The 24,086-nt window shown below is 31.6% G+C and carries 22 protein-coding genes; 10 read left to right on the top strand and 12 right to left on the bottom strand.

The window, feature by feature from the left end; genetic code table 11:
• Window positions 1–7: 7 nt before the first annotated feature.
• Window positions 8–1,975, top strand: coding sequence for an endonuclease (locus H526_RS0114180; RefSeq protein WP_027393618.1), 1,968 nt, complete (start codon window positions 8–10; stop codon window positions 1,973–1,975).
• A gap of 7 nt (window positions 1,976–1,982) precedes the next feature.
• On the opposite strand, the gene H526_RS0114185 is transcribed toward H526_RS0114180, so the two are convergent.
• Window positions 1,983–2,633, bottom strand: a complete 651-nt coding sequence (locus tag H526_RS0114185; protein ID WP_027393619.1) for a hypothetical protein — start codon at window positions 2,631–2,633, stop codon at window positions 1,983–1,985.
• Window positions 2,634–2,844: 211 nt separating this feature from the next.
• Window positions 2,845–5,445, bottom strand: coding sequence for an ATP-dependent chaperone ClpB (gene clpB, locus H526_RS0114190; protein ID WP_027393620.1), 2,601 nt, complete (start codon window positions 5,443–5,445; stop codon window positions 2,845–2,847).
• Between the two features lie 45 nt (window positions 5,446–5,490).
• On the opposite strand from clpB, the gene H526_RS31815 reads away from it, so the two are divergent.
• Together H526_RS31815 and ytxJ are read left to right on the top strand one after the other, a co-directional pair.
• The gene (locus H526_RS31815; protein WP_155839699.1) at window positions 5,491–5,664 is read left to right on the top strand and encodes a hypothetical protein; all 174 of its coding nucleotides are present in this window, start codon (window positions 5,491–5,493) and stop codon (window positions 5,662–5,664) included.
• Complete coding sequence (ytxJ, locus tag H526_RS0114200) at window positions 5,648–6,043, top strand: bacillithiol system redox-active protein YtxJ (RefSeq protein ID WP_027393621.1); 396 nt, start codon at window positions 5,648–5,650, stop codon at window positions 6,041–6,043. Before H526_RS31815 ends, ytxJ begins: the two co-directional genes overlap by 17 nt.
• On the opposite strand, the gene H526_RS29200 is transcribed toward ytxJ, so the two are convergent.
• The 5 genes from H526_RS29200 to fahA form a co-directional block, all read right to left on the bottom strand.
• The gene (locus H526_RS29200; RefSeq protein ID WP_051336163.1) at window positions 6,040–6,486 is read right to left on the bottom strand and encodes a group III truncated hemoglobin; all 447 of its coding nucleotides are present in this window, start codon (window positions 6,484–6,486) and stop codon (window positions 6,040–6,042) included. The two genes, ytxJ and H526_RS29200, sit on opposite strands and share 4 nt — an antisense overlap.
• Before the next feature lie 12 nt (window positions 6,487–6,498).
• On the bottom strand, window positions 6,499–6,783 hold the full coding sequence (locus H526_RS0114210) for a hypothetical protein (RefSeq protein WP_035085628.1): 285 nt from the start codon (window positions 6,781–6,783) through the stop codon (window positions 6,499–6,501).
• Window positions 6,784–6,865: 82 nt separating this feature from the next.
• Window positions 6,866–7,465 carry a Crp/Fnr family transcriptional regulator gene (locus H526_RS0114215; RefSeq protein WP_027393623.1) on the bottom strand — a complete coding sequence of 200 codons (600 nt, stop codon included), beginning with the start codon at window positions 7,463–7,465 and terminating at the stop codon, window positions 6,866–6,868.
• Window positions 7,466–7,484: 19 nt separating this feature from the next.
• Window positions 7,485–8,672, bottom strand: a complete 1,188-nt coding sequence (locus H526_RS0114220) for a hypothetical protein (RefSeq protein WP_027393624.1) — start codon at window positions 8,670–8,672, stop codon at window positions 7,485–7,487.
• 102 nt (window positions 8,673–8,774) lie between these two features.
• Entirely contained in the window at window positions 8,775–10,055 is a 1,281-nt protein-coding gene (gene fahA / locus H526_RS0114225) for a fumarylacetoacetase (protein WP_027393625.1), read from the bottom strand.
• A 204-nt stretch (window positions 10,056–10,259) separates the two neighbouring features.
• Here fahA and glyA point away from each other — a divergent pair, with 204 nt between their 5' ends.
• The 6 genes from glyA to H526_RS0114255 all read left to right on the top strand — a co-directional run bounded on the left by glyA (window position 10,260) and on the right by H526_RS0114255 (window position 18,880).
• The gene (gene glyA, locus H526_RS0114230) at window positions 10,260–11,534 is read left to right on the top strand and encodes a serine hydroxymethyltransferase (RefSeq protein WP_027393626.1); all 1,275 of its coding nucleotides are present in this window, start codon (window positions 10,260–10,262) and stop codon (window positions 11,532–11,534) included.
• Window positions 11,535–11,770: 236 nt separating this feature from the next.
• On the top strand, window positions 11,771–15,019 hold the full coding sequence (locus H526_RS0114235) for a WD40/YVTN/BNR-like repeat-containing protein (protein WP_027393627.1): 3,249 nt from the start codon (window positions 11,771–11,773) through the stop codon (window positions 15,017–15,019).
• Window positions 15,020–15,241: 222 nt separating this feature from the next.
• On the top strand, window positions 15,242–15,874 hold the full coding sequence (locus tag H526_RS0114240) for a DUF6602 domain-containing protein (RefSeq protein WP_155839700.1): 633 nt from the start codon (window positions 15,242–15,244) through the stop codon (window positions 15,872–15,874).
• Window positions 15,875–16,073: 199 nt separating this feature from the next.
• Complete coding sequence (locus tag H526_RS30930; protein WP_051336164.1) at window positions 16,074–16,907, top strand: LytR/AlgR family response regulator transcription factor; 834 nt, start codon at window positions 16,074–16,076, stop codon at window positions 16,905–16,907.
• Window positions 16,908–17,101: 194 nt separating this feature from the next.
• The gene (locus tag H526_RS29210; protein WP_051336165.1) at window positions 17,102–17,758 is read left to right on the top strand and encodes a hypothetical protein; all 657 of its coding nucleotides are present in this window, start codon (window positions 17,102–17,104) and stop codon (window positions 17,756–17,758) included.
• A 195-nt stretch (window positions 17,759–17,953) separates the two neighbouring features.
• On the top strand, window positions 17,954–18,880 hold the full coding sequence (locus tag H526_RS0114255) for a hypothetical protein (RefSeq protein WP_027393629.1): 927 nt from the start codon (window positions 17,954–17,956) through the stop codon (window positions 18,878–18,880).
• 82 nt (window positions 18,881–18,962) lie between these two features.
• Here H526_RS0114255 and H526_RS0114260 read toward each other — a convergent pair whose 3' ends face one another.
• From H526_RS0114260 to H526_RS0114275, 4 genes are read right to left on the bottom strand one after another with little or no spacing between them, the layout of a single operon-like run.
• On the bottom strand, window positions 18,963–19,568 hold the full coding sequence (locus H526_RS0114260; RefSeq protein ID WP_027393630.1) for a carboxymuconolactone decarboxylase family protein: 606 nt from the start codon (window positions 19,566–19,568) through the stop codon (window positions 18,963–18,965).
• Window position 19,569: 1 nt separating this feature from the next.
• Window positions 19,570–20,088 (bottom strand): signal peptidase II, encoded by a 519-nt coding sequence (gene lspA / locus H526_RS0114265; RefSeq protein WP_035085666.1) that lies wholly within the window; start codon window positions 20,086–20,088, stop codon window positions 19,570–19,572.
• Between the two features lie 46 nt (window positions 20,089–20,134).
• Entirely contained in the window at window positions 20,135–20,674 is a 540-nt protein-coding gene (locus H526_RS0114270; protein ID WP_027393632.1) for a DUF4440 domain-containing protein, read from the bottom strand.
• Between the two features lie 11 nt (window positions 20,675–20,685).
• Window positions 20,686–21,222, bottom strand: coding sequence for a GNAT family N-acetyltransferase (locus H526_RS0114275; protein WP_027393633.1), 537 nt, complete (start codon window positions 21,220–21,222; stop codon window positions 20,686–20,688).
• Between the two features lie 115 nt (window positions 21,223–21,337).
• Between H526_RS0114275 and H526_RS0114280 the strand changes: the two genes are divergently transcribed.
• Window positions 21,338–22,255, top strand: coding sequence for a leucine-rich repeat domain-containing protein (locus H526_RS0114280; RefSeq protein WP_162144498.1), 918 nt, complete (start codon window positions 21,338–21,340; stop codon window positions 22,253–22,255).
• A 68-nt stretch (window positions 22,256–22,323) separates the two neighbouring features.
• Here the strand turns inward: H526_RS0114280 and H526_RS0114285 are convergent, their stop codons facing one another.
• A complete protein-coding gene (locus tag H526_RS0114285) occupies window positions 22,324–23,889 on the bottom strand; it encodes a hypothetical protein (protein WP_027393635.1) in 1,566 nt (521 codons plus the stop codon).
• Window positions 23,890–24,086 lie beyond the last annotated feature (197 nt).

The raw sequence follows: 24,086 nt of genomic DNA on the forward strand, positions 1-24,086 counted from the left end.
TACGATTATGAAAAATCTTTATGCTTTCTTTGTTATACTGCTTTTCGTACAACTTTCTTTTGCTCAGGTTGTAATTAACGAGCTAGATGCTGATACACCTAGTACAGATACTCAAGAATTTATAGAATTGAAATCCGATGCTCCAAATTTTTCTTTAAATGGGTTTGTTGTTGTTTTATTTAATGGTTCAACAAGTGGAGGAGATGCAAGTTATTTTACATTGGATCTTGATGGATATACCACAGATGCTAACGGGATTTTTTTAATTGGTGGCCCTGAAGTTTCTCCGGTACCTGATGTTTTGTTATCAGAGAATATTATACAGAATGGGGCAGATGCAGTAGCTATTTATATAGGAAATGATACAGATTTTCCCGAAGGAACTATTGCAACGACTACTAATTTGTTAGATGCACTAATTCATGACACGGATGATGCTGATGATACAGGCCTTATGACTTTATTGGGGGTTATGGAACAAATCAATGAGGATGAGAATAATAATAAAACTACAGAATCCATCCAACGTAAGGATGATGGCACATACGAAGTAAAAACTCCTACTCCAGGAGCACTTAATGATGGAAGTGGTACTCAATTTAATGGTATTTCAATAACTACTTCTTTTGATCAATATAATGAAGGAGATAATGTTGATATGGTATTTACGACAGAAACAAATGTAACGAGTGACCTTACCTTTGATGTTACTATTACTAATGAAAGCTTTACCATGGCAGATTATTCAGGTAATACTTCCGTAACTATTGCTGCAGGAACGAATACAGTGACTAATACAATTCAACTGATTGATGATGTGGATGATGAAGGAGATGAAGTTATGAAAATTACTTTTGGTACCATTCCATCAGGTTTTATTCGTCTGAATGATAATAAAGAACTACGAGTTATAGATAACGATTTCACTGTTGCTTCTTGGGGAACACCTTTAAATCCTACATTTGGTATTGTAGCCAGTACGGCACCATTAGATTATTATAATTCTTTAGAAGGTTTAGCAGATGCGGCTTTGGTTCAGGCTATTCAGGATATTATAGCTGATCCGACTACAGTAAGAACACATTCGTACGCAGATATTGTAGAAATTCTAGGTAGCGCAGATCAAAGTCCAGAAAACAGTAATCAAGTTTGGCTTTTATATACAGAACAACAACGCCCTAAATTAGATTTTGCAGGATTAACCGATATAAATGAAACTTGGAACCGAGAACATACGTATCCTAGATCTAGAGGTGAGTTTCAAGATTTTAGAGAGTTTGATGATATAGCGGATGGTATTTCTGGTTTTGTTACAACAAATGCAGATTCATTACGTCACGCTAATTCTGATGCACATGGTTTAAGAGCTACAGATTCTAATGAGAATAGTTCTAGAGGAAATCAGCATTATGGAGAATACAATGGCCCAACAGGTAATCTAGGTAGTTGGAAAGGTGATGTAGCTCGAGGTATTTTTTTCCTTGTAACTAGGTATAAAGCGCTACAAGTTGTTAATGGTTTTCCGGACGATACGGATAGTACGATATCTGAACTTGGGGATTTGACTACCTTGTTAGATTGGCATAGAAACGATCCTCCAGATGATTTTGAAATGAATCGTAATAATGTTATTTATAATTGGCAGTTCAATCGTAATCCATTTATCGATCAACCAGATCTTGTAGAATATATATGGGGTAACAATATAGGAGAAGTTTGGTCTAATACCTTATCTATAGATGAAAATGAAGTGTCAGAGTTCTTATTATATCCTAATCCAGCTAATGATTATATTATGGTGTCTGCCAAAGGGAAACAAGGAGATTTAGAAATATATGATACTTTAGGTAATATGTTAGTTACTCAATCTTTTAATGAAACAACGAAGGTTAATTTAAATATATCTTCGGGGTTTTACTTAATGAAGTTTCATTATAATAATACTTCTGTGATCAAAAGAATTATCGTGAAGTGATATAGTCTTAATTCTTACCTAAACTGCTATAAATAATATCATCAGACACAATTTTCGAAATACTTCTTGGTAATGCACAAGCGTCCACAATATCGAGATCTTGATATTCTAGTAGGATGTAATATTTTTCGATTATTCTACTCGATTGATCACAATCCGTAGTTTGATTTCTTACGTAGTTGGTTTTAGGATTTTTTATTCGATTACTTCTAGTTTCAAAATCCTTGAATTGGCATTTTATAGGAACGAAATTATCGAAATAAAATCGTTCTTCTAATGTAAGTACAACATCCACTTTTTCTATTCTCTTTTTTCTATTCTTTTCATAATCTTTATATTTTACTTTATGAATAGAGAATTCAAAGAATAACTGATCATCCCAAATATAGTATTCATCTTTATAAGAAACGTGTCCCTGGGTATATTGATGAATAATATGCTTTAATTCACGACTATTATAATAGAAAGTAATGGCACCTTTTTCTAAGGATTCTTCGCAGGTATAATCTGTATGATATTGTCTAAGCGTATTATTATCCACAAGTTCTCTAATAAGAGAATATTTACTCTTTATATCAGCGAGAATTTGCTTTTGGTCTTGACCAAAAGATAGGGTAAAAGAAAGTACACAAAAGTATAATACAAAAGTTGGTTTCATTAGGGAGCAATTTACTTAAAAGTTTGTTTTTTGTAAGAAATACTTATCAACCGTGTAAGAATACATCTGTTAATAACTACGGTAAAACCATAATAAATTGACCCTGTGATAGGTTATGCTATTGTTCTTTTTCTTAAAAAAAAGAGAAAAGAGCCAGTTTTCAACAGAAAACAAGCTCTTTTCTTTATGATTTAATTAACATTTCAATCAATTATAGTACAAGATCTGTTTGATTTCTAAATACTAAGTTGTTGTCAAACTCATCAAGAAGTATAATACTTTCTGTGGATATTTTACCGGCTAGAATTTCTTTGGATAATGAATTCAACACTTCTTTTTGTATAGTACGTTTTACTGGTCGAGCACCAAACTCTGGTTGAAAACCTTTTACAGATAGAAAATTAATAGCTTCATCAGTTGCATCAAGAGTTATGTTTTGTTCCTTTAACATCTGAGATACATTTCTTAATTGTAATTTTACAATTTCTTTTATGTGTGTCTCATTTAATGGCGTAAACATGATAATATCATCAATTCTATTTAAGAATTCTGGACGTACTGATTGCTTTAATAATCCTAAGACCTCTACTTTAGCACTTTCCATAGCGATATCGACATCTTTTACAGCTTCAAATTTTTGTTGAATGATATGGCTCCCCATATTACTAGTCATAATTATGATAGTATTTCTAAAATCAGCTGTTCTACCTTTATTATCGGTTAATCGGCCTTCGTCTAAAACTTGTAATAATATATTAAAAGTATCCGGATGTGCTTTCTCGATTTCATCTAATAATATTACAGAATAAGGTTTTCTTCTTACTGCTTCGGTTAGTTGCCCACCTTCATCATATCCAACATATCCAGGAGGAGCACCCACTAATCTGCTTACGGAATGACGTTCTTGATATTCACTCATATCAATTCTAGTCATTGCGCTTTCATCATTAAAAAGATAATCAGCTAATGCTTTTGCTAATTCGGTTTTACCAACTCCTGTTGTTCCTAGAAATAAGAAAGATCCAATAGGTCTTTTTTGATCTTGCAGTCCTGCACGGCTTCTTCTTACAGAATCGCTTACTGCTTGTATAGCTTCTATTTGCCCAACAACTCGTTTTTGTAATTCTTTTTCTAAAACTAAAAGCTTTTCACGATCACTTTGTAACATTCTAGTTACTGGAATTCCAGTCCATTTAGCAACTACTTCTGCAATATCATCATTGGTAACCTCTTCTTTGATTAAAGAAGATTTACTCTGCTGTTGACTTAGTTGTTCTTGTAATATTTCTAAATTTTCCTGAGCATCTTTAATTTTTCCGTAACGTAGTTCAGCGACTTGTCCATAGTCTCCGTTTCGTTCAGCTCTTTCTGCTTCTAACTTATATTCTTCTATATTCGTTTTAGTGTTCTGAATAGCATCTACTACTTCTTTTTCGCTTTGCCATTTAGAAAAAATTTCATTCCTTTCTTCTTTAAAATTTGCAAGATCAGCGTTGAGAGATTTTAATTTTGATTCATCATTTTCACGTTTGATAGCTTCTATCTCAATCTCTAATTGCATAATCTTACGATCTAATACATCTAACTCTTCTGGTTTGGAATTAATTTCCATTCTTAGTTTAGAGGCAGCTTCATCCATAAGATCAATTGCTTTGTCGGGCAAAAATCTGTTGGTGATATATCTTTGAGATAATTCTACTGCTGCAATTATTGCTTCGTCTTTGATTCTTACTTTATGATGTGTTTCGTATTTTTCTTTAATTCCTCTAAGGATAGAAATAGCACTTTCTGTATCAGGTTCATCAACAACAACTTTTTGGAATCTTCTTTCTAAAGCTTTGTCTTTTTCGAAGTACTTTTGGTATTCATCCAATGTGGTTGCTCCGATAGCTCTTAATTCTCCACGTGCTAAAGCTGGTTTTAAAATATTAGCAGCATCCATTGCTCCTTGTCCACCTCCGGCGCCAACTAAAGTATGTATTTCATCAATAAATAATACGATATTTCCATCACTAGAAGTTACTTCTTTTACGACTGCTTTTAATCGTTCTTCAAACTCTCCTTTAAATTTCGCGCCAGCAATTAAGGCACCCATATCTAATGAATAAATCTGTTTTTCCTTTAGGTTTTCTGGAATATCACCTGCAATAATGCGATGTGCTAGCCCTTCAGCAATAGCTGTTTTACCAGTACCAGGCTCTCCAACCAGCATGGGATTGTTTTTTGTTCTTCTGGATAAAATTTGCAAAATCCTACGAATTTCTTCATCTCTTCCAATTACCGGATCTAATTTGCCATTCTCTGCTAATTCATTAAGGTTTTTAGCATATTTACTTAAAGACTGATATGTTTCCTCAGCACTTTGCGAAGTTACACGTTCTCCTTTTCTGATTTCATTTATGGCTTCTTTTAAATGTTTTTCGGTAACACCTTGATCCTTTAAAATTTGACCAATTTTGCTTTTAGATTTAAAAATGGCAATTACTAAATGTTCAATGGATACATATTCATCTTCCATGGATTTAGCAATAATGTTGGCTTCATTTAAAGATTTTCCAGCCTCACGTGATAATTGGATATCTCCGCCACTTACTTTAGGAAAGCTTTCTAATGTACTATCTAATACTTGTTGTAATATATTGATATTTACATTCAATTTTTTCAAAAGAAAAGGGAGTACATTTTCATCTACATTAAATATGCCTTTAAAAATGTGTTCGTTCTCGATTTGTTGATGGCCATAACCTTGAGCAAGCTGCTGAGCTTGCTGGATAGCCTCTTGTGATTTTATAGTGAAATTATTAAAATTCATGAGTAATCTTTTTATTTTGATTCAGTAGGATCAAATAGTATTCCGATGAAAAAAAGATGTCAAAATGTCTTTAAAACTATTGTTTTTGCTGACTTTTTGACTTATTGTAAAGTTACTGATTCTGTTTCGACAAAAAAGCATAATTATCAATTAAATAGAAATCATTTAATTAAGTTTGTAGCTGTATTAAGAAAAGAAATGTATGGGATTATTTGGTAAAATATTTGGATCAGAGGACAAAGAACCTAAAGAAGAAAAGCAAGCACTACCTTGGCAAGAGTTGAAATCATTAGAGCAGTTAGATACGATTGCTAAAGCCTCTGTGACTAAAACACAAGCGATTTTTAAGCATTCTACTAGATGTGGAATTAGTAGAATGGTTATTAAAAATTTTGAAAGTAGTTTTGATCTTTCCGAAAATGAGGTTGATTTATATTATTTAGATTTATTAAATCACAGAGATATATCTTCAGAGATTTCGGCTAAGTTTCAGGTATTTCATGAATCTCCTCAATTCATAATAATTCGTAATGGAATAACAGTACACCATGCTTCGCATAGTGCTATTACACCACAAGTTTTACATCAATTTGTTTAAGAAATGCCGTTGTTCTTTTCGTTAAGAAAAGGACATGTAGTTTTTTGTAATATTCTGGATTCATACATTTTTATATACAGGTGTGTCGACATTTTCCTTGCTCTTCTTTTAGCAGTTTGGGCCTTTTCTCCGTAATACAATTCATCAATTGTTGCAAACCATAAATTTAACCAGATACCAAAATGTTTTTCTGTTATATTCCCATGAAAAGTTGCATCAACTTTTTGATGCACTCGGATAGGATTTCCTTTATATTTGGCTACAAATAATAGATTAGTTTCCCAGAAATCAGTTAATATATTAAGGTGTTCATCCCAATTACTTATTACTTGATTAAAGATTGGGCCTAATATATTTTCCTTTCTTATTTTATCATAGAACTGTGATACTAGGTTAAAAATATCTTCTCTGGTTTCAATATCTCTTTTTTCTATTTGTTTCATAATATTATCTTATTAAGAATAATACCCAAAGTTTAGTAGTACTAAAAGTGTATTGATTGTTAGACTAGCGATTAGTAAATTAAAAACGAGTTTTGGTTTCATTTGAGCAAGAATAGATGCATTAAATGTCATGCAAATAATAACACAGATGGTTAATTCAATTACTTGCATCGAGGATCGTTCTTGCATTAAGATATACATCGCAGCTACAGATCCTAAACAGCTAGATAAAATGATCATTAATGGTATATAGGCCATATACATTTCTCTGAAATCTTTTAATAATTTGGAATACATAACGTATTGTTTTAAAGTTATGTGCAAAGTTATTTCAGGAAAGGAGCTCCAATTTATGATCTCAATCATAAAGGGAAGAAGATTATCGATATATTTTTCGTTCTATGATTACCAATTCTTCTTTTTGTTCTAATTTTTTAACAGCTCTAATCACAGTTTCAACTCTTAGGCCAGTTAAATCTGCCAATTGTTGTCTAGTGAGCTCTATTTTGTAAAGAGAAGAGTTTGTAGAACCATCCTGATTATTTTTTTTGAAATGGTCTAAAATTCTTAGAATTCTGTGTTCCGGTTCTTGGGTTGAAATTTCGGACACCATCATAGCCTTATAATAAAGACGTAAAGCAAGTGTGCTGGTAAATTTATGATGAATAGATGGATTGTTTTCTAAAACTTTAAGAAATGTATCTTTCGGCAATAGCCATACTTTTGCATCCGAAATAGCTTCTGCATTCGCTGGGTAGCTGAAATCTGCAAATAATGGAGGTTCTCCAAAACTTTTCCCTGTATCAAAAATACCTTGTATGTATTCTTTACCATCATCATTATAATTATTCATTTTGATTTCTCCGGAGAATACTTGAAAATAATAACGCGCATTATCACCTTCTTTAAAAAGCTGTTCACCACGGATATATTCTTTTAAGGTGGCTCCAGCTTCTAGTAAGATGTCCTTTGATATCATTCGCTATAATTATTTTAGATCAATTAAAACGATACCTTGTGATAATACCTTTTAACTTATTCTTTAGGTCCTGTCCAGAGTCATAAACCATCTGTTCATTCGTAGGAAATTGAACTGCCTGTAATCCTAAATAACGAATTAAATCATCATCTAGAGCTCTCTTATCTCCATTATAATTGGCGTACACATGTTCAAAAACATAGGTGCTCGAAAGAGGGAATGCGTCTAGTAATTGTTTGGTATTAAGGTTTTTATATTGAACGTTGCCAACTACTTGTGCTTCTTTAAACTGTATGAACTCATAATATTCACATCGTACAGTTACCATTTTGTCAATTTTAATTTTATTACCTTCTTCATCACGCACAAATTCATCATTTTCGTCTAAAAGATATTCCCACCCATCCTTAATCAGTTTTTCTTTTTCTAATTGTCTTTCTCTAATTTGCTCAGGTGAAATGTTTATTTCTCTAAAAGAAACTTCCATTAAATAATCATATTGAATAGAATTTTGCGGTTCATTATGATACACTGTCCAAAGGTCATTTAATCCGTAGGTACTAAAATTTAATAAGTCATCTTCTAGTCTTCTAGGTATAATAACATTGGTGTTGTTTTTCATAGCTACTTTAACAAAATCAGTTCCTTTATAGTGCGCTTCTTCTATTAAATCATTTGTGTTTTTATAATTTGGGCTTATCTTATTTAGATATATTAAATCATTATAAACATTACGATAGTCTGATTTTCTTTTAGCATTAGATAACAATGATTTCGCACTATCATATAAATAGGTAGATAATTTTTCTTTAGTATCTAAAATTCTTTGATCATAATTATCAAAAGTAAAATTAGCGTTACGTCCTTGTTCTACGTGATAAAGAGGTAATAATGGACGAATTCTTTCTTGTCTATTTTTTAATGTATTATAACAATTATAAATTTTTTCTAGATTAGCTGGATTTCCTTCTTTTTCAAGAAAAGTAATAGCATTTATATCACGATCAACAGCTCTTACGAATGCTTCTTCTAGTATAATAACGTAGTCTTGTCTTCCTTTTTTATTTTTATTTCCTCTCAGTTTTTTTATAGAAGTATTAATTGCCTGATCATAATTACCAGAGTCAAGGTTTTCAAAAGCACCTTTCTTAACTCCGCAAGAAAATGTAAAAACTGTAACTAAAAATAAAAGTAGAATTCTTTTCATAATGTAATACGTTTGGGGGACACCTATTCAATTTTGATGCCAAAAGGTAATAAAAAAACCTCAAAGTAAATTTTGAGGTCTTTTTTCTAATGATAGTTTTTTCTATTTCTTGAATACAGGAAGCAGTTTTGTAGATACCTCGCCAAACCCAATTCGGACACCATCTTTTTCGCAATGTCCTCTCATAATAACGGTGTCATTATCTTCGATAAACTTACGGCTACCACCTTCTTTTAGTTGTACAGGTTTTTCTCCTCTCCAGCTTAACTCGAGCATAGAACCATAAGAATCTGAAGTAGGACCTGATATTGTACCACTACCCATCATATCTCCGGAGTTAACAGGACATCCGTTTATCGTGTGATGTGCTAATTGCTGAGACATATTCCAATACATATGTTTAAAATTACTTTTAGAAACAATTGTTTCTTTAGCTTTTTCTGGCTGTATCGCAACTTCTAGATTAATGTCAAAACTTTTATCTCCTTTATATTGTAAATAAGGAAGTTGTTCTTTAAGAGGTTTTGGTCCTGCAACACGATATGGTTCTAAAGCATCTAAGGTTACGATCCAAGGTGATATAGACGAAGCAAAGTTTTTAGCTAAGAAAGGACCTAAAGGAACATATTCCCATTTTTGAATATCTCTAGCACTCCAGTCATTAAATAAAACTAAACCAAAAATATAATCTTCAGCTTCTTCAATCGGAATGGGTTCTCCAAGATGATTAGCATCTGTAGTAATAAACGCCATTTCTAATTCGAAATCAACTAATCTGGATGGCCCAAAAATTGGTTTTTCTGTTCCGTTGATTAATTTTTGACCTTGTGGTCGGTGTACGGGAATTCCTGAAGGAATAATAGAACTACTACGACCGTGATATCCAACAGGTATATGTAACCAATTAGGAAGTAAAGCATTATCAGGGTCTCTAAACATTGTGCCTACATTAGTAGCGTGTTCAATACTACTATAGAAGTCTGTATAATCACCTACAGTAACTGGTAATTGCATTTCTATTTCATCCAAAGTAAAAAGTACAATTTTACAATGTTCTTTATTTGTTTTTAATGCATCATTTTCAGCATCAAAAATTTCAGCTATTCTATTACGAACTAATCTCCAAGTTTTTTTTCCATCAGAGATGAAATCGTTTAGAGAATCCTGTAAAAATATGTCATCGGTCAATGGAATTTCATCAAAATAACCAAGTTGATGAAGAGCGCCAAGATCAATAGCAGTGTCTCCGATTCTGGTTCCTATAGTTATTACATCATCTCTGGTAAGAAAGACTCCAAAAGGTATGTTTTGAATAGGAAAATCCGTATTCGTTGGAGTTTTTATCCAGGTTTTTCTATTTGGGTTATTTGCAGTTATGGGCATTGTCGTTTTTTTAATAAGTTGTTGGTACTTCTTATGATCAAATATATAATTTTAGAATGTTTTAGATATGTTATTTATGTGAAAGTTAATTAAAAAATGTGATATTTCTAATTGTGAAGAAAATGTTCATATTTATTAATATTCCATTAACTTATTTTAAGGAATGTTCCTATTTTTGGGCATCTATTTTATAAAAGAATAAACATGCAACGCGACGAACAAATTTTTGATTTAATACAGGACGAAAAAGAGCGTCAGATTAATGGATTAGAATTGATTGCTTCAGAGAATTTTGTAAGTGAACAAGTTATGGAGGCTGCCGGTTCGGTATTAACAAACAAATACGCAGAAGGGTACCCTGGAAAACGATATTATGGAGGATGTTCCGTAGTAGATGTAGTAGAACAAATTGCAATCGATCGTGCGAAGGAATTGTTCGGAGCCGAATATGCAAATGTACAACCACATTCTGGATCACAGGCAAATACAGCAGTGTATCACGCTTGTTTAAAACCAGGAGATAAAATATTAGGGTTTGATCTTTCTCATGGAGGGCACCTTACTCATGGGTCTCCAGTAAATTTCTCTGGTAAATTATACAATCCTGTTTTTTACGGAGTAGAGAAGGAAACAGGAAGATTAAACTATGATAAAATTCAGGAAGTTGCTACTGCAGAGCAACCTCAGTTAATTATCGCGGGAGCTTCTGCATACTCTAGAGAGATTGATTATAAAAGATTTAGAGAGATTGCAGATAGTGTAGGAGCTATTTTATTAGCAGATATAGCACATCCAGCGGGTATGATTGCTAAAGGAGTAATAGCAGATCCTATTCCTCACTGTCATGTTGTAACTACTACAACGCATAAGACATTAAGAGGACCAAGAGGTGGACTAATATTAATGGGGAAAGATTTTGAAAATCCTTTTGGAATTACTCTTAAGAGTGGGAAGAAAAGAATGATGTCTTCTCTACTTGATAGTGCCGTATTCCCAGGAAATCAAGGTGGTCCTTTAGAACATATTATTGCAGCAAAAGCAATTGCTTTTGGAGAAGCATTGACGGATGAGTTTTTACATTATATTATTCAGGTAAAGAAAAATGCGGCTACTATGGCAGATGCATTTGTAAAGAAGGGATATGAAGTGATTTCTTCAGGTACTGACAACCATATGATGTTGATTGATCTTAGAAATAAAAATGTAACAGGAAAGCAAGCAGAAGAAGCATTGGGAGTTGCAGAAATTACTGTGAATAAAAATATGGTTCCTTTTGATGATAAATCACCATTTGTAACTTCTGGTATCCGTATTGGTGTTGCTGCTGTTACTACACGTGGATTAAAGGAAGAGGATATGCTGGCAATCGTAGAATTGATTGATAGAGTTATAAATAATGTAGAGAACGAAGAAGAATTGCACAATATAGCAAATGATGTAAATGCAATGATGGCTGATAAACCATTATTTGTGGTATAATATAATTCTTAAAAAGATGTATTTTTAAAATGCGTGGCTAGATGTCACGCATTTTTTTGTAAGAGTGATTTTAAGTTTCTTCTTCCCGCGGGAACAGACATATACTATAGGAAGTGAAAGTATTCTTAAATTTTAAGGTGTCCAAGAGATCCTTAATACTTATTTTGTAATTTCAAATCCGCTTCTTTTCAGCAGCATATTTTATTCAACTAATAAAACCAAAATAACTCACACAAATGAATCTTTTTTTCAAATTCATTATGCTTTTTGTAGTAACATTTAGCATAACTTTTAATGTACATTCTCAAGAAAAACTTAAGGAGAAATCCAGAAATCCTTTTAGTGGATTAGCATTTAGAAATATTGGTCCAGCAATGACCTCAGGAAGAATAGCAGATATAGCTATTCATCCAGAAAATGAAAACATATGGTACGTAGCTGTAGGATCAGGTGGTGTATGGAAAACTTCAAACTCTGGAACAACTTGGACTCCTTTATTTGATAAACAAAAGGTATACTCTATAGGATGTGTCACTATTGATGCTAATAATCCTAATACGATCTGGGTTGGTACCGGAGAAAACGTTGGTGGACGTCATGTTGGTTTTGGTGATGGTATTTATGTAAGTCATAATGACGGTAAAACATGGAAAAATATGGGTTTAGAAAACTCTGAACATATTTCGAAGATCATTATTCATCCTGAAAATTCTGATATTATATGGGTTGCTTCCCAAGGTCCACTTTGGAGTAAGGGTGGTGATCGAGGTGTTTTTAAAACAAGTGATGGTGGAAAAACTTGGAAACGTACACTTGGAGATCAAGAATGGGTTGGTGCTACCGATATGCTTATAGATCCAAATAATCCAGATGTTTTGTATGCAGCAACTTGGCAAAGACATAGAACAGTCGCTGGTTATTTAGGAGGTGGTCCTGGATCGGGGCTTCATAAAAGTACCGATGGAGGAGAAACTTGGCAACCACTCAAGAATGGAATTCCTAAATCAAATCTTGGTAAAATAGGATTAGCAATGTCTCCATTTAATGCCGAAGTTATTTATGCAGCTATCGAATTAGATAGAAGAAAAGGAGGTGTATATATGTCTGCTAATGGAGGTACAACTTGGCGTAAACAATCAGATGCTGTTTCTGGAGGTACTGGACCTCATTATTATCAAGAATTAATTGCATCTCCTCATCAGGAAGGAACACTTTTTATGATGAATAATAGTGCTTTGATTTCAACAGATCACGGGAAAACATTCACGAATATGCCTAGATCTAATCAGCATAGTGATAGTCATGCTTTGGTTTTTAAAAAATCTGACCCTAATTATTTATTAATCGGAACTGATGGTGGTTTATATGAAAGTTTTGATCATACCAAAAGTTGGAAATATGTTAGAAATTTACCAATTACGCAATATTTTAAAATAGCGGTAGATGATGCTCTACCTTTCTATAATGTTTATGGAGGTACTCAGGACAATGGATCTCATGGAGGACCATCTAGAACTATTATTTCTAATGGTATCGCAAGTGCAGATTGGTGGAAAACATTAGGGGCAGATGGGGCGCAGACTGCTACGGAACCTGGAAATCCAGATATAACGTATGGAGAATTTCAACAGGGTGCTCTGTGGCGAATAGATAGTAAAACAAGAGAGACTGTCTTTATTCAACCTCAAGCGAGAGAAGGTGATCCATTTGAACGTTTTAATTGGGATGCTCCTATCGTAGTAAGTACACATAATCCCAAAAGACTTTATTTTGCTTCTCAACGTGTCTGGAAATCAGAAAATAGAGGAGATGGTTGGGAACTTATATCCAAAGATTTAACGCTGAATCAAGAACGTGTTACTTTTCCGTATTATGATAAACCACAGAGTTGGGATAATGCCTGGGATGTTTATGCAATGTCTAATTATAATACAATTACCTCATTAGCAGAATCTCCAAAACAAGAAGGATTGTTGTATGCAGGTACAGATGATGGTTTAATTCAGGTAACAGAAGATGGAGGTGCTTCTTGGAGAAAAATTACACTAAATACAATTAAAGGATTACCTACGACTCCTTTTGTTAATGATGTAAGGGCAGACCTTTTTGATGCTAATGTAGTTTATGCTGCGTTGGATAATCATAAATATGGTGACTATAAACCTTATATTATAAAAAGTAGTGATAAAGGAAAAACTTGGACATTAATTAATGGGAACTTGCCAAATAAATTACTGATTTGGCGATTAGTTCAGGATCATGTTAAGAGAGATTTATTGTTTGCTGCGACTGAGTTCGGAGTTTACTTTACTTCTAATGGCGGTGTTAATTGGACTAAATTAGAAGGAGGGATGCCAACAATTCCAATTAGAGATATCACAATCCAAAGACGCGAAAACGATTTGGTAGCAGGTTCATTTGGTAGAGGAATATTTATTTTGGATGACATTACGCCATTACGTAATTTTAATAAAAGTATGAATACTACAGAAGCTACTTTATTCCCTGTTAAGAAAGTAGATTGGTATCGACAAGCAAGTAGAGTTGGCAGTCAAGGTGATGCAGAATGGATTGCTAAAAATCCACCCTTTGGGGCTAATTTTACGTATTATATGCCAGCTAAAATCAAGTCTAAAAAAGAGATAAGAAAACAAAAAGAAAAAAAAGGAAATGCTAAATTTCCTGGATGGAAAGCTCTTGAAGATGAAGAAAGACAGGATGGTCCTTTATTGCAATTGGTTATCAAAGATGAAAATGGAAAGATAGTAAATACTGTAAAAGGCACGAACAAAAAAGGTTTTAATCGTGTTAACTGGAATTTAACCTATCCTCGTAAAAATGGAGAACGTTTGAGAGCACCACGAAATACTCGTGGTGGATTTCGTAGAGGAGGAATTATGGTTACACCAGGAAATTATACGGTGACATTATTAAAGCGAATTGATGGTGTCACTACCGTATTACAAGGTCCGGAATCATTTAATGTAACTCCTTTGTTTGAAGGGGCATTACCTAGACAACCATATGAAGAAATGGATAAGTTTAGAGAAGCTACCTTTGCATTCCAACAGGATTTAACCGCAACCAATATCTCATTATCAAGGAGCCAACAAACAGTTGCTGCTATGTTAAGAGCTTTCAACAAAGCAACTACTTCATCTGATGATTTGTATAAGAGATTAAATGAAACTAAAATAGCTTTACTAGACATTGATAAAGAACTTAACGGTGATAAAATAAAGGATCAAATTGGAGAACGATCTAATCCTACGGCTAGTAATGGAGGTTCGTTAGGAAGATTTTTAGGTAATACATATGGTCCAACAGAAGAACATAAGACTTTCTTGAAAACAGTGCAGAGTCAGTTAAAGAAAGTGAAAGCTAAATTACAACCCATTATAGATTCTACGTTACCAGCGCTTGAGAATGAGTTAAAAATTGCTGGTGCACCTTGGATAGAAGGCCAAGGATTAATTAAGAATTAAGTAATAGTTGCTTACATTTCAAAAACTTGGACTTATTTCCATTTTGTTGATGTAATTAAATTTTTAAATAAGAATATCCCCCTTTATTTTTTCAATTTAGGGGGTTTTTGATAGAAGAATTACCCATTAATAAGAAACTAATTATACAATGACCAATGGATAAGGTTAGATATATAGGTTAAATATCCGTAATATTACATTTGTAATACTATTGTTAAAATTATGATGACTAAGGAATATTTTGAAGAATATGCTGAAAATTTAGGTCAATCCCTTCGTTCAGTTGATTCTATAATGAAATTTACCAAAAACACTGCCTTAATTGGACAGTACACTGAAAAAGTTGTTATGGAATTCATTGAAAAATCAATATTACCCTTAAAATTATGTACAGGTGGAATTATTTCTCCTGAATCTTTTCAAAAGGATAAATTACCTCAATTAGACATTATTATATATTCTTCAAATCCATTACCTCCAATATTTAAAATATACGATTTTGCCCTAGTACCTAAAAATAGTGTTTTTAGTATTATTGAAATAAAAAAAACGGATTATGATAAAGGATTAGACGATCTTAAAAAAAAACTTACCAAGCTCAATAAAATAAAACCAAGCCACTGTGGAAAACCCTTAGGTATTATATGTGTTGTAGAAAAGAATAAACCTAGTGGAGAGAATAAATTAACAGAATTAATTAAAAATGAAAACTGTATATATTTAATTGAAAAAAAAGGTGATGAATTGATAATTAATCTTAAAGGAATATTTGAGCTTATAAATTATATAATTGATTGTAGAGTATTGCATTCAAATAATATTAACAACAGTAAAATTTCTGTTGATCATTTATAAAAGTTACTTAACGATAATTAAACTTAATGTAGTTTTTAGAATTTCTCTAAGTTTTATTTTTTTTACTTTGTCTATTTAAACTTATTTGATTGGTTCTAACCTAACGAACTTAAAAATATAAGATAAGCTTAACCAAACACGATAGTTATATAAATATTTAACATAAATTAATTATAAACACTAACTAGATTATCTAATAATGATTATTGTACCATTTCAGTTTAAAGAAGCGAACAGATATTTACTACACATTGTATTTGTCGGTTTGGGTATTGGGACAGCTAATTATATCATGAATGGTAATTTAAATTGGATTCAATGGAGTATTCAGGCTTTAGCGACAAGTTTTATAGTAGGATATACATTAGTAGTTATCATATTGAATAAATCGTGGCTTAAACATTATTTTAAATCAAAAAGTAAATTATATATATTTATACTTATCACTTTTTTTCTAATTGGTGTTTTAGCTACAGAGATAGAACATATTATCAGATCATTAGTTTTCCAAAGTCAACAATTTCTACTCTTTTCTTCAGGTAAAATGTATTTGTATAATGGAATTATCTCTTTGGTTTTAGGTGTTAGTTTTTTTAAAAATAATTTAGTAAAAAATAAAAGTTCCAATTTTGTTGAAAATCAAGTGCCTTTAGATACTTTGAAAAGCAAGGAAACTGAACTTTTAGATTCTGAAAACTGTATTACTAGTATTCCTGTAAAACAAGGAGATAATATTCTTTTATTTCCAATTGAGGATGTGGTTTATTTTGAAGCCTCTGATAATTACTCTTTTGTGTATATCTCAACAGGAGAAAAAAGGCTTTGTGATTATTCGTTACTTTTTCTTGAAAACAGATTAAGTAAAAATTTTTCTAGAGTGCATAGAAAATATATTGTTAATGAAAGTCATATTAGAAAAATAAAACCTCATTTAAATGGTCGGTATATGATCATATTTGAGAGTAAGTTAGCTTCCATTATAAGTAGCAAAGGATATTCGACAACAATTCGAAAGTTAATTAAAATTGAATAACAAGATTAAAAGAAAAAAAATCTCTTTGGTGAGATATTATTAATTTTATTAAAATCGTCCACCCAACTTTATATATCACTCACCAATAATTTCGACCATTCACCATATTTAACTTTCACAACTGTTTATATTTTAGTTGTTTAGACTCAGTTTAACATTGAAGACGAATTAGTCTAATTAAATAAGTTTAAGATATGGATATATTACACAGGTCAAACATTCTGCTTCATATCGTAGCAGGCTCAATAGCGTTGTTACTGGGGATTATCGCTTTAGTAACGATCAAAGGAGGTAAGAGGCACAATACAAGTGGGAAGTATTTTTTAGGATTTATTTCTATAGTTATTTTTACTGGTTTGATTGGAGTCTTCGTTTTTGGGAGAAACACATTCTTACTTGTTGTAACGATATTAAGCGGCTATGTTTCTTTTTCTGGATATAGAATATTGCTATTAAAGTCAAATACTCCTAAAATAATTGATGTTATAGTTGCCATAGTTAGTGTTTTGGTTTTGGCTTATTTTCTATATTATTTTAAGTCAATTGGAATGATTTGGTCTCCAATCATAATTTATAGTACAGTAGGAGCATTATTATTTATCGTTACTTATGATTTCTTACGGTATCTAATTCCTAAGAAAAAATATAAGAAACATCGAATTTGGGTATATGAACATATTTATAAAATGACGAGCGCTTTTGCAGGGATTTTATCAGCGTTTATCGGAACAGTATTCGAAAAATATCAACCACATAGTCAGTATATTCCATCTGCTCTGGGAATGTTGATAATAATTGGATTTATGGCGTATGTTTATAAATATGGGTTAAGAAGACTACCTAAACAATGAAATTATAATGAAATAGTAAACTGAAATAGATGTTAATAGCCTAAATAACTTCATTTAACTCTATGTTGTAATTTCCTGTTAGAAAAACACGTATAAACACTCATAGCTTCTCATATACCTGTTTATTACCTTGGATATCACTAAAAAAAATATAACTACTGATTACCATAATTTGTGAAATATAAAACTGACTTTATGAATTATCAAAATCTATATATGATATTACTATTTTCTTCGAGGATCATTGCTCAGAATACTCTTCCATCTAAAACCACAGCATATGTAAATTTTAATGTTGGTGCTTCGGAAATTATACCACAAGAAAAATATAAACAACAAGGAGTAACCTTATTAGGATGTAATACTATTATTTCAAATGAAGATATTGAATACTGGAGTGGTGCTCCAAGCGGTTTAGACTGGAACAAGAAGGATCAGGTATTTAAGAACTTACCTTATGGGTATCAAATAGATGAAAAAACAAATGCACCCTATTATGTTTCTAAATATTACATCGCTTCACCACCAGTTTTTCATAGAGATGAAAATGGAAAACCTACAAAAAACACAGAATACGACATTGGTATTGTGACACCAGATCAATTTGTTTTTGAAGGAGAGAAACCGGTACAGCAGGTATATCTAGATTATAATATTCTAAAACTTGTGAAAATAGTATATATTCCTGTTGTTTTTGATGCTTCTTTTGATTTGTGGAATGTTGATGTTGTACCTTTTACGGTAACGTGTAAGGATTTTCCTTGGCTAGATAAAAAACTTTATGAAGATGCTAGGAATGCTTCTGGGATTGGCTCTTTGAACAGGCAAATATCTGAATTAACAAATTTGTTTTTGCCTTATTATGAAGATAATTTTATTACTAATCAAGAGAAACATTTTTTAGATTTTGAAGTGACAATTTTGAATGATATTCTTTTTCATCACGAAATATATTTTAAGGTTGATGGAGAAAAAAGGTATTCTATTAATTTAAAAGAATTTTATAACAAACACAAAAAGGATAAAAAAATGTATATCACCTTATACTGCGATTATCGCGACGAATTGCCATGCGGGTGTAAAGAACCTAACTCAAGTAAACTAGAAAAAAAGGCCGAATAGATATATAATTAAGGTAAATCTAGTTGATAGATGGAAAATATTTTTTCTAGTTAAACCGAACCTTGCAAAACGCTATATATTTTTACGAATGTCCCCAGTTTTCTGGATCATCATTATCATTAGGAGATAAACCAATGATATCTCCTGTTGTATTTACTCCAAGCCCAACTACGGTTCTATTTACATAATTGAAATAACTTACTACTTGATTAATTTCTAATATTTCTCCATCTGTTAGTTTATGATTCCTAAGATTTTCGATATCAGATTGGGTTATAGTGCTGTGCGATAATGTCAATTTGTAAGCATATCGTATTCCTTCTAAATACTGATCACTAAATACAAGATCCATTTGGTTCTTTTTAATAGAATCAATCACCATATCGTATTTAGCGTTATCCTTTAACAAACGTTTTAAACCTGCAGCATGATGCTCTACGCAGTACTCGCATTGATTTAAATTACTTACATATACGCCTAGTGTTTCTAAATACCACTTTGGCAAGGTATTATTGGCATTGTGCAATACATTTTTGTATAATCCCATATGTCCAACTAGTGTATGAGGTCTTAGACTATGTATTGATAGTACATTATCAATATTATTATTAGGTCCTTTGACCCGATCATATATTCGTTTTAACTGACCAGTAGCATTTTCGAATGAGATTTCTTTAATCCAACTCATATTAATTGTTTACTTCTTTAAAAAAAGAACTTTGTTTACTAAAAATGGATACGATAATAATGATAAATGATCCTATCATTATAGAAACATCTGCCATATTAAATATTTCAGTTTTTATAATACCCAAATCCATAATCATAAAATCTGTAACAGATCCATGTATAATGCGATCGTATAGATTACCTATACCACCACCAATAATAAATGTAAAACCTAATATAGTTTCTTTAGAGTAGTTAGTTTTGATTAATATTAGTCGTAATAAAAATATTATTACAATTACTGGAAGTATTTGTAATAAAAGGATCTTTAATAAAGGTGCTAAATCAGACCCCAGACTATAAGCTGCACCACTGTTTTCTACTTTAGTTAAAATAAAATTATCTTTAAATACTTCAATTTTTTGGTCAGGAGCGATGGTCTGTCTTACCATGGTTTTAGAAATTTGATCGCAACCTATGTTAAGCATTACTAGAGATAGTATAAGTAGAATTCTTATTTTTCGATTTATTTTTTTCATATAATAAGTAACGAGATAATTTATTAAATGTATCAGAAAGAAACCATTAATTCTTGTTTTTCCAATATTTTTTATAGTTTGAAAGAGAAAAAGCTGCATCGTAAGATTGCTGGTTTATAGTACCTTTTTCATCAGAGTCATAATCGATTAGTATCTTCCAGGTATTATTTTCTAGTCGTAGTAATACATGAAACTTTCCATAGAAAAATTTCGTTTCGTTTTTGTCATTGGTATATGATGCTCTATATATTCCACGATCAGAAACTAAAGTATCTGAAGTTATCCTTTCTAACAGTCTAAAACTTATAAGTGAAATAGTTGTTTTTGGATTCTTCCATCTTTTTTGATAACCATTTAGGTAATCTTGCACTTTTTTAATTTCTCCTCCACTTCCAGATATTCTGATCATTTCTTTACTATGAATAGAAGCAAATAAAGAATAATCTAAATTTTTAAAGGCTTCAGAAAAATTACCATACATATCTTGATTAATCTTTTGATGGAATATTTCTTCTTGTCCATAGGATTGAAAAACAATTGTTAGAAAAGTAATAACTAAAAATAAGGAGTAGTTTTTAGAAGACATAATAGAATAATTTATGAAGTTACAGAAAACAAAACACAAGATATTAAATCAGGATAGTTAACTAATTTAGGATGGTCAAATGTTTTAATTTGTTGCATTCCAATTTTCTTCATTACAGCAATGGAGTTTATATTTGTCTCAGAAGCTACCGAATAAATTGTATTCAACCCTAGATGCTTAAAACCGTATTGTAAACAAGCTACTGCACCTTCTGTAGCATATCCTTTTCTCCAAACTGATTTTTTAAGCCTCCAACCAATATCAACAAAAGTTCCTAGTTCTTTTATGTAAGTTTGTTCGCTTAGACCGATAAAACCAATTAATTCTTTAGTTTCTAATAAGTCTACTGCGAAATAACAAAAACCGATTTTACTATACATATGTTGCATACGTAAAATAAATTCTTTTGTTTGTTCTCGTGTAGGTTTAAACGGGAAGAATTCCATGACATCGTCATCGTTATTGATTTCACTAAAAAAAACACCTACATCACTAACATCCCAGTTTCGGAAACCAAGTCTCTCTGATTGAAATAAATATGAATTCATGGGCACTAAAAATAAAGAATGAGAAGGTACATATAATTTCGATAATTGAGAATAAAAGATATTATATTTGATGATTAACGGTTATGGAAAAGAAATATTTAATAAGAACATATTAATGAGAAAATTACAATTTGTTACTTGCTTCTTTCTATTTCGAATTATATGTTTCGCGCAGGTTGATAAAAAAACATCTATTGCAGAAGTTATTAGTGCAGGAGGTCAACTAACCTCTTTATATCTCGATTGCAATGAGTTGGAGGATTTTTCTACGAAAATAAAGAAATTAGAACATATACAATCCTTATATCTGACTGACTGTAATCTAACGCAAATCCCAAAGCAGATTGTACGATTGAATACGTTAAAACTCTTAAACCTAAAAGGTAATAAGCTTTCTACGGTACCCATAGAATTTAGGCAATTACATCAGTTGTCAGTATTAAATTTAAGAGCAAATAAATTAGAACAATTACCTAAATTCTTGATTCAGTTATCGAATCTTAGAGAAATTGATTTGGCTAATAATCCGGATTTAGACATAGCGCAAGCTACTGAAGTTCTAATAGGGCTAAAAAATCTTGACTTTCTATATTTAAGCGAAAATAAGTTAAAGAATATCCCAGGCAATTTTATGCATTTAAATAAACTTACAGAATTACATCTTAAAAAAAATCCTGATCTAGATTTAGAGCAAGTATTCAGTGTTTTAAGTGGCATTAATTCGCTTAAAGTTTTGGCATTATCTGAAAATGATCTTACTGTAATTCCTGAAAAATTAAATTCTTTAAACAGTCTTGAAGGTTTGATGTTAGACAATAATCCTAATCTTTCTATTTCAAAATTAGTTACTGTTTTAAAAGACTGTCCAAATATTAAAGTGATGTTACTTAGAGATAACAATTTGAAGTTTTTGCCAAAAGATTTAAAGGGATTTTCTTCGCTTAAGGTTTTAGAATTAAGTAAAAATAACTTTTCCCAAACGGAAAAAGAACGTATCAAAAATGAATTATCAGATACTAATGTTATTTTTTGAAGAATATCTATTATCTCCAAAAACACTTAATGTTATTCTTTTTCTTGATGCTTGTTTTTTAACATTGTTTAATTCTCATCCATTTCAAAGATAACACTTTCATAGGCTCCAATATCCGGAGCGGTAGCACTGCGCATAGTTCCTAAGATATCTGTACCCATAGTAGGAGTAGAAGCTTGCCCATTAGCAGCAGAGTCTTCTCCGATATTTAATAGATTATCAAATGGATCTTTAAAGTCAGGATTTTCACTAAAAATAGTATTTTCATATAAACTATTGTTTGTGAAATCATACAAGGGGTTATCTAAGAATTGTCCTGTAGGATCTTCAAAACGGATAAGAGAATTGGTAAAATTGTAATTAAAAATTGTTCCCTCAGCTCTAGTGATACCTAATTCAATATTTTCATTGCCATAAATAATACAATTAGTAAAGTTTGCTTCTAAAAGGTTTTCTGTACGAATATCCGTTATAGTTCCATTTTCATCTGTGACCACAAATATATTATCAAATGCTACTGCTGGAGTATCCCTAAAACTAGTATTCCAATAGTTGGCAAATGTACAGTGATTAAAATTATAAGTACCACCAAAAGAGGCGTATAATGAATTTATTCCTGAGTTGTTGATGACTAAATTTTCTCCCGAAATATTAGCAGTTCGTGCTAATATTCCATACGCAGAATTATTGTAAATCTGAGAATTAGTGATAGTAAGTGTCGGATCTGCTCCTCCATCATTAGAGTCCATAATAATACCTGCAGAGCCATTCTTTATAGTTGCATGATTAATAAGGTGTCCAGTACTTCCTGCAGTGAGCCAGATAAATGCCCATTGACCAGGAATATCACTAAAACCAGGCTCCAATCGATCACTTTCGAAAATTACTTCATTTTCTAACAAATCAGGATCACTACTCACATCACCATTTACCAATAGCGTGGAGTTATTAGCTGCTATAATTCCAGACTGATCATGAAAATGTATTCTTGCTCCTGCATCAATAGTTAAGGTTCGATCTGGAGGTATGGCCGCGAAACCATAAATTACATAAGGCTTTTCGTTAGTAAAATTTAATTGATCATCTTCTAGAAAAAAGCCTTCTATCCTTATTTCTTCCATATTATCATCTTCTCCTAAAAGCAATGTCTCTACAATACCGTTTTCATCTCTAGAGGGAAATAAGAATACAGCGTCTTTAACTAAAGTAACTAGATCTACGTCTTGTTGACTTCCATTAGGGTCAAAAAGAATACGATCTGTATATATAAACTCTAAATCCCCTGTCTGTTGTGTTATATCCGTTGTGGTTTCTACAAAAACAAAAATACTGTCCTTAGCTAAAACCTGAATATCTTCAAAAGATTTACCAGGAATTCCATCTACATTTAATCTATAATTAGAAGTTTCTCCTCGTTCTAAAGCAATGTTAGGAATTGTAAAATCATCATTAGTTCTATTATACACTTTAAAACTATACGTACTAGATCCAATATTAGTGAAAATAGTATCTAGAAATAGAGTATCTGTAGAGAATTGGAGATTTCCGGTACTTGGTCCAGATTCAAAATCTTTACGACAAGAACTCCACAAAACTATAATAGCAAGAAGAAAAAGAGATGATAAGTAGCGCATTATTTAATAGCTGTTTTTTATTAAAATTTGATTGACAAACCTACTCAGAGAAATTACTAATTTCTAATAAGTTTATCAATGGACTAAATGTATAACTTTTTAATCACTACTAATATTGCTTTTTTAATAAAAATTTGACAAGATCTTCGCTTCTGTAAGAAGCAAAACATTTGTACATTTGTTATTCGAATTTAATA

It is taken from the genome of Aquimarina latercula DSM 2041 (genome assembly GCF_000430645.1).
GTDB lineage: Bacteria > Bacteroidota > Bacteroidia > Flavobacteriales > Flavobacteriaceae > Aquimarina > Aquimarina latercula.

Excerpts from the sequence above, each read along its gene's own strand:
- H526_RS0114180 (WP_027393618.1), top strand. The coding sequence starts at position 8 with ATGAAAAATCTTTATGCTTTCTTTGTTATACTGCTTTTCGTACAACTT.
- H526_RS0114185 (WP_027393619.1), bottom strand. The coding sequence starts at position 2,633 with ATGAAACCAACTTTTGTATTATACTTTTGTGTACTTTCTTTTACCCTA.
- clpB (WP_027393620.1), bottom strand. The coding sequence starts at position 5,445 with ATGAATTTTAATAATTTCACTATAAAATCACAAGAGGCTATCCAGCAA.
- H526_RS31815 (WP_155839699.1), top strand. The coding sequence starts at position 5,491 with ATGAAAAAAAGATGTCAAAATGTCTTTAAAACTATTGTTTTTGCTGAC.
- ytxJ (WP_027393621.1), top strand. The coding sequence starts at position 5,648 with ATGGGATTATTTGGTAAAATATTTGGATCAGAGGACAAAGAACCTAAA.
- H526_RS29200 (WP_051336163.1), bottom strand. The coding sequence starts at position 6,486 with ATGAAACAAATAGAAAAAAGAGATATTGAAACCAGAGAAGATATTTTT.
- H526_RS0114210 (WP_035085628.1), bottom strand. The coding sequence starts at position 6,783 with ATGTATTCCAAATTATTAAAAGATTTCAGAGAAATGTATATGGCCTAT.
- H526_RS0114215 (WP_027393623.1), bottom strand. The coding sequence starts at position 7,465 with ATGATATCAAAGGACATCTTACTAGAAGCTGGAGCCACCTTAAAAGAA.
- H526_RS0114220 (WP_027393624.1), bottom strand. The coding sequence starts at position 8,672 with ATGAAAAGAATTCTACTTTTATTTTTAGTTACAGTTTTTACATTTTCT.
- fahA (WP_027393625.1), bottom strand. The coding sequence starts at position 10,055 with ATGCCCATAACTGCAAATAACCCAAATAGAAAAACCTGGATAAAAACT.
- glyA (WP_027393626.1), top strand. The coding sequence starts at position 10,260 with ATGCAACGCGACGAACAAATTTTTGATTTAATACAGGACGAAAAAGAG.
- H526_RS0114235 (WP_027393627.1), top strand. The coding sequence starts at position 11,771 with ATGAATCTTTTTTTCAAATTCATTATGCTTTTTGTAGTAACATTTAGC.
- H526_RS0114240 (WP_155839700.1), top strand. The coding sequence starts at position 15,242 with ATGATGACTAAGGAATATTTTGAAGAATATGCTGAAAATTTAGGTCAA.
- H526_RS30930 (WP_051336164.1), top strand. The coding sequence starts at position 16,074 with ATGATTATTGTACCATTTCAGTTTAAAGAAGCGAACAGATATTTACTA.
- H526_RS29210 (WP_051336165.1), top strand. The coding sequence starts at position 17,102 with ATGGATATATTACACAGGTCAAACATTCTGCTTCATATCGTAGCAGGC.
- H526_RS0114255 (WP_027393629.1), top strand. The coding sequence starts at position 17,954 with ATGAATTATCAAAATCTATATATGATATTACTATTTTCTTCGAGGATC.
- H526_RS0114260 (WP_027393630.1), bottom strand. The coding sequence starts at position 19,568 with ATGAGTTGGATTAAAGAAATCTCATTCGAAAATGCTACTGGTCAGTTA.
- lspA (WP_035085666.1), bottom strand. The coding sequence starts at position 20,088 with ATGAAAAAAATAAATCGAAAAATAAGAATTCTACTTATACTATCTCTA.
- H526_RS0114270 (WP_027393632.1), bottom strand. The coding sequence starts at position 20,674 with ATGTCTTCTAAAAACTACTCCTTATTTTTAGTTATTACTTTTCTAACA.
- H526_RS0114275 (WP_027393633.1), bottom strand. The coding sequence starts at position 21,222 with ATGAATTCATATTTATTTCAATCAGAGAGACTTGGTTTCCGAAACTGG.
- H526_RS0114280 (WP_162144498.1), top strand. The coding sequence starts at position 21,338 with ATGAGAAAATTACAATTTGTTACTTGCTTCTTTCTATTTCGAATTATA.
- H526_RS0114285 (WP_027393635.1), bottom strand. The coding sequence starts at position 23,889 with ATGCGCTACTTATCATCTCTTTTTCTTCTTGCTATTATAGTTTTGTGG.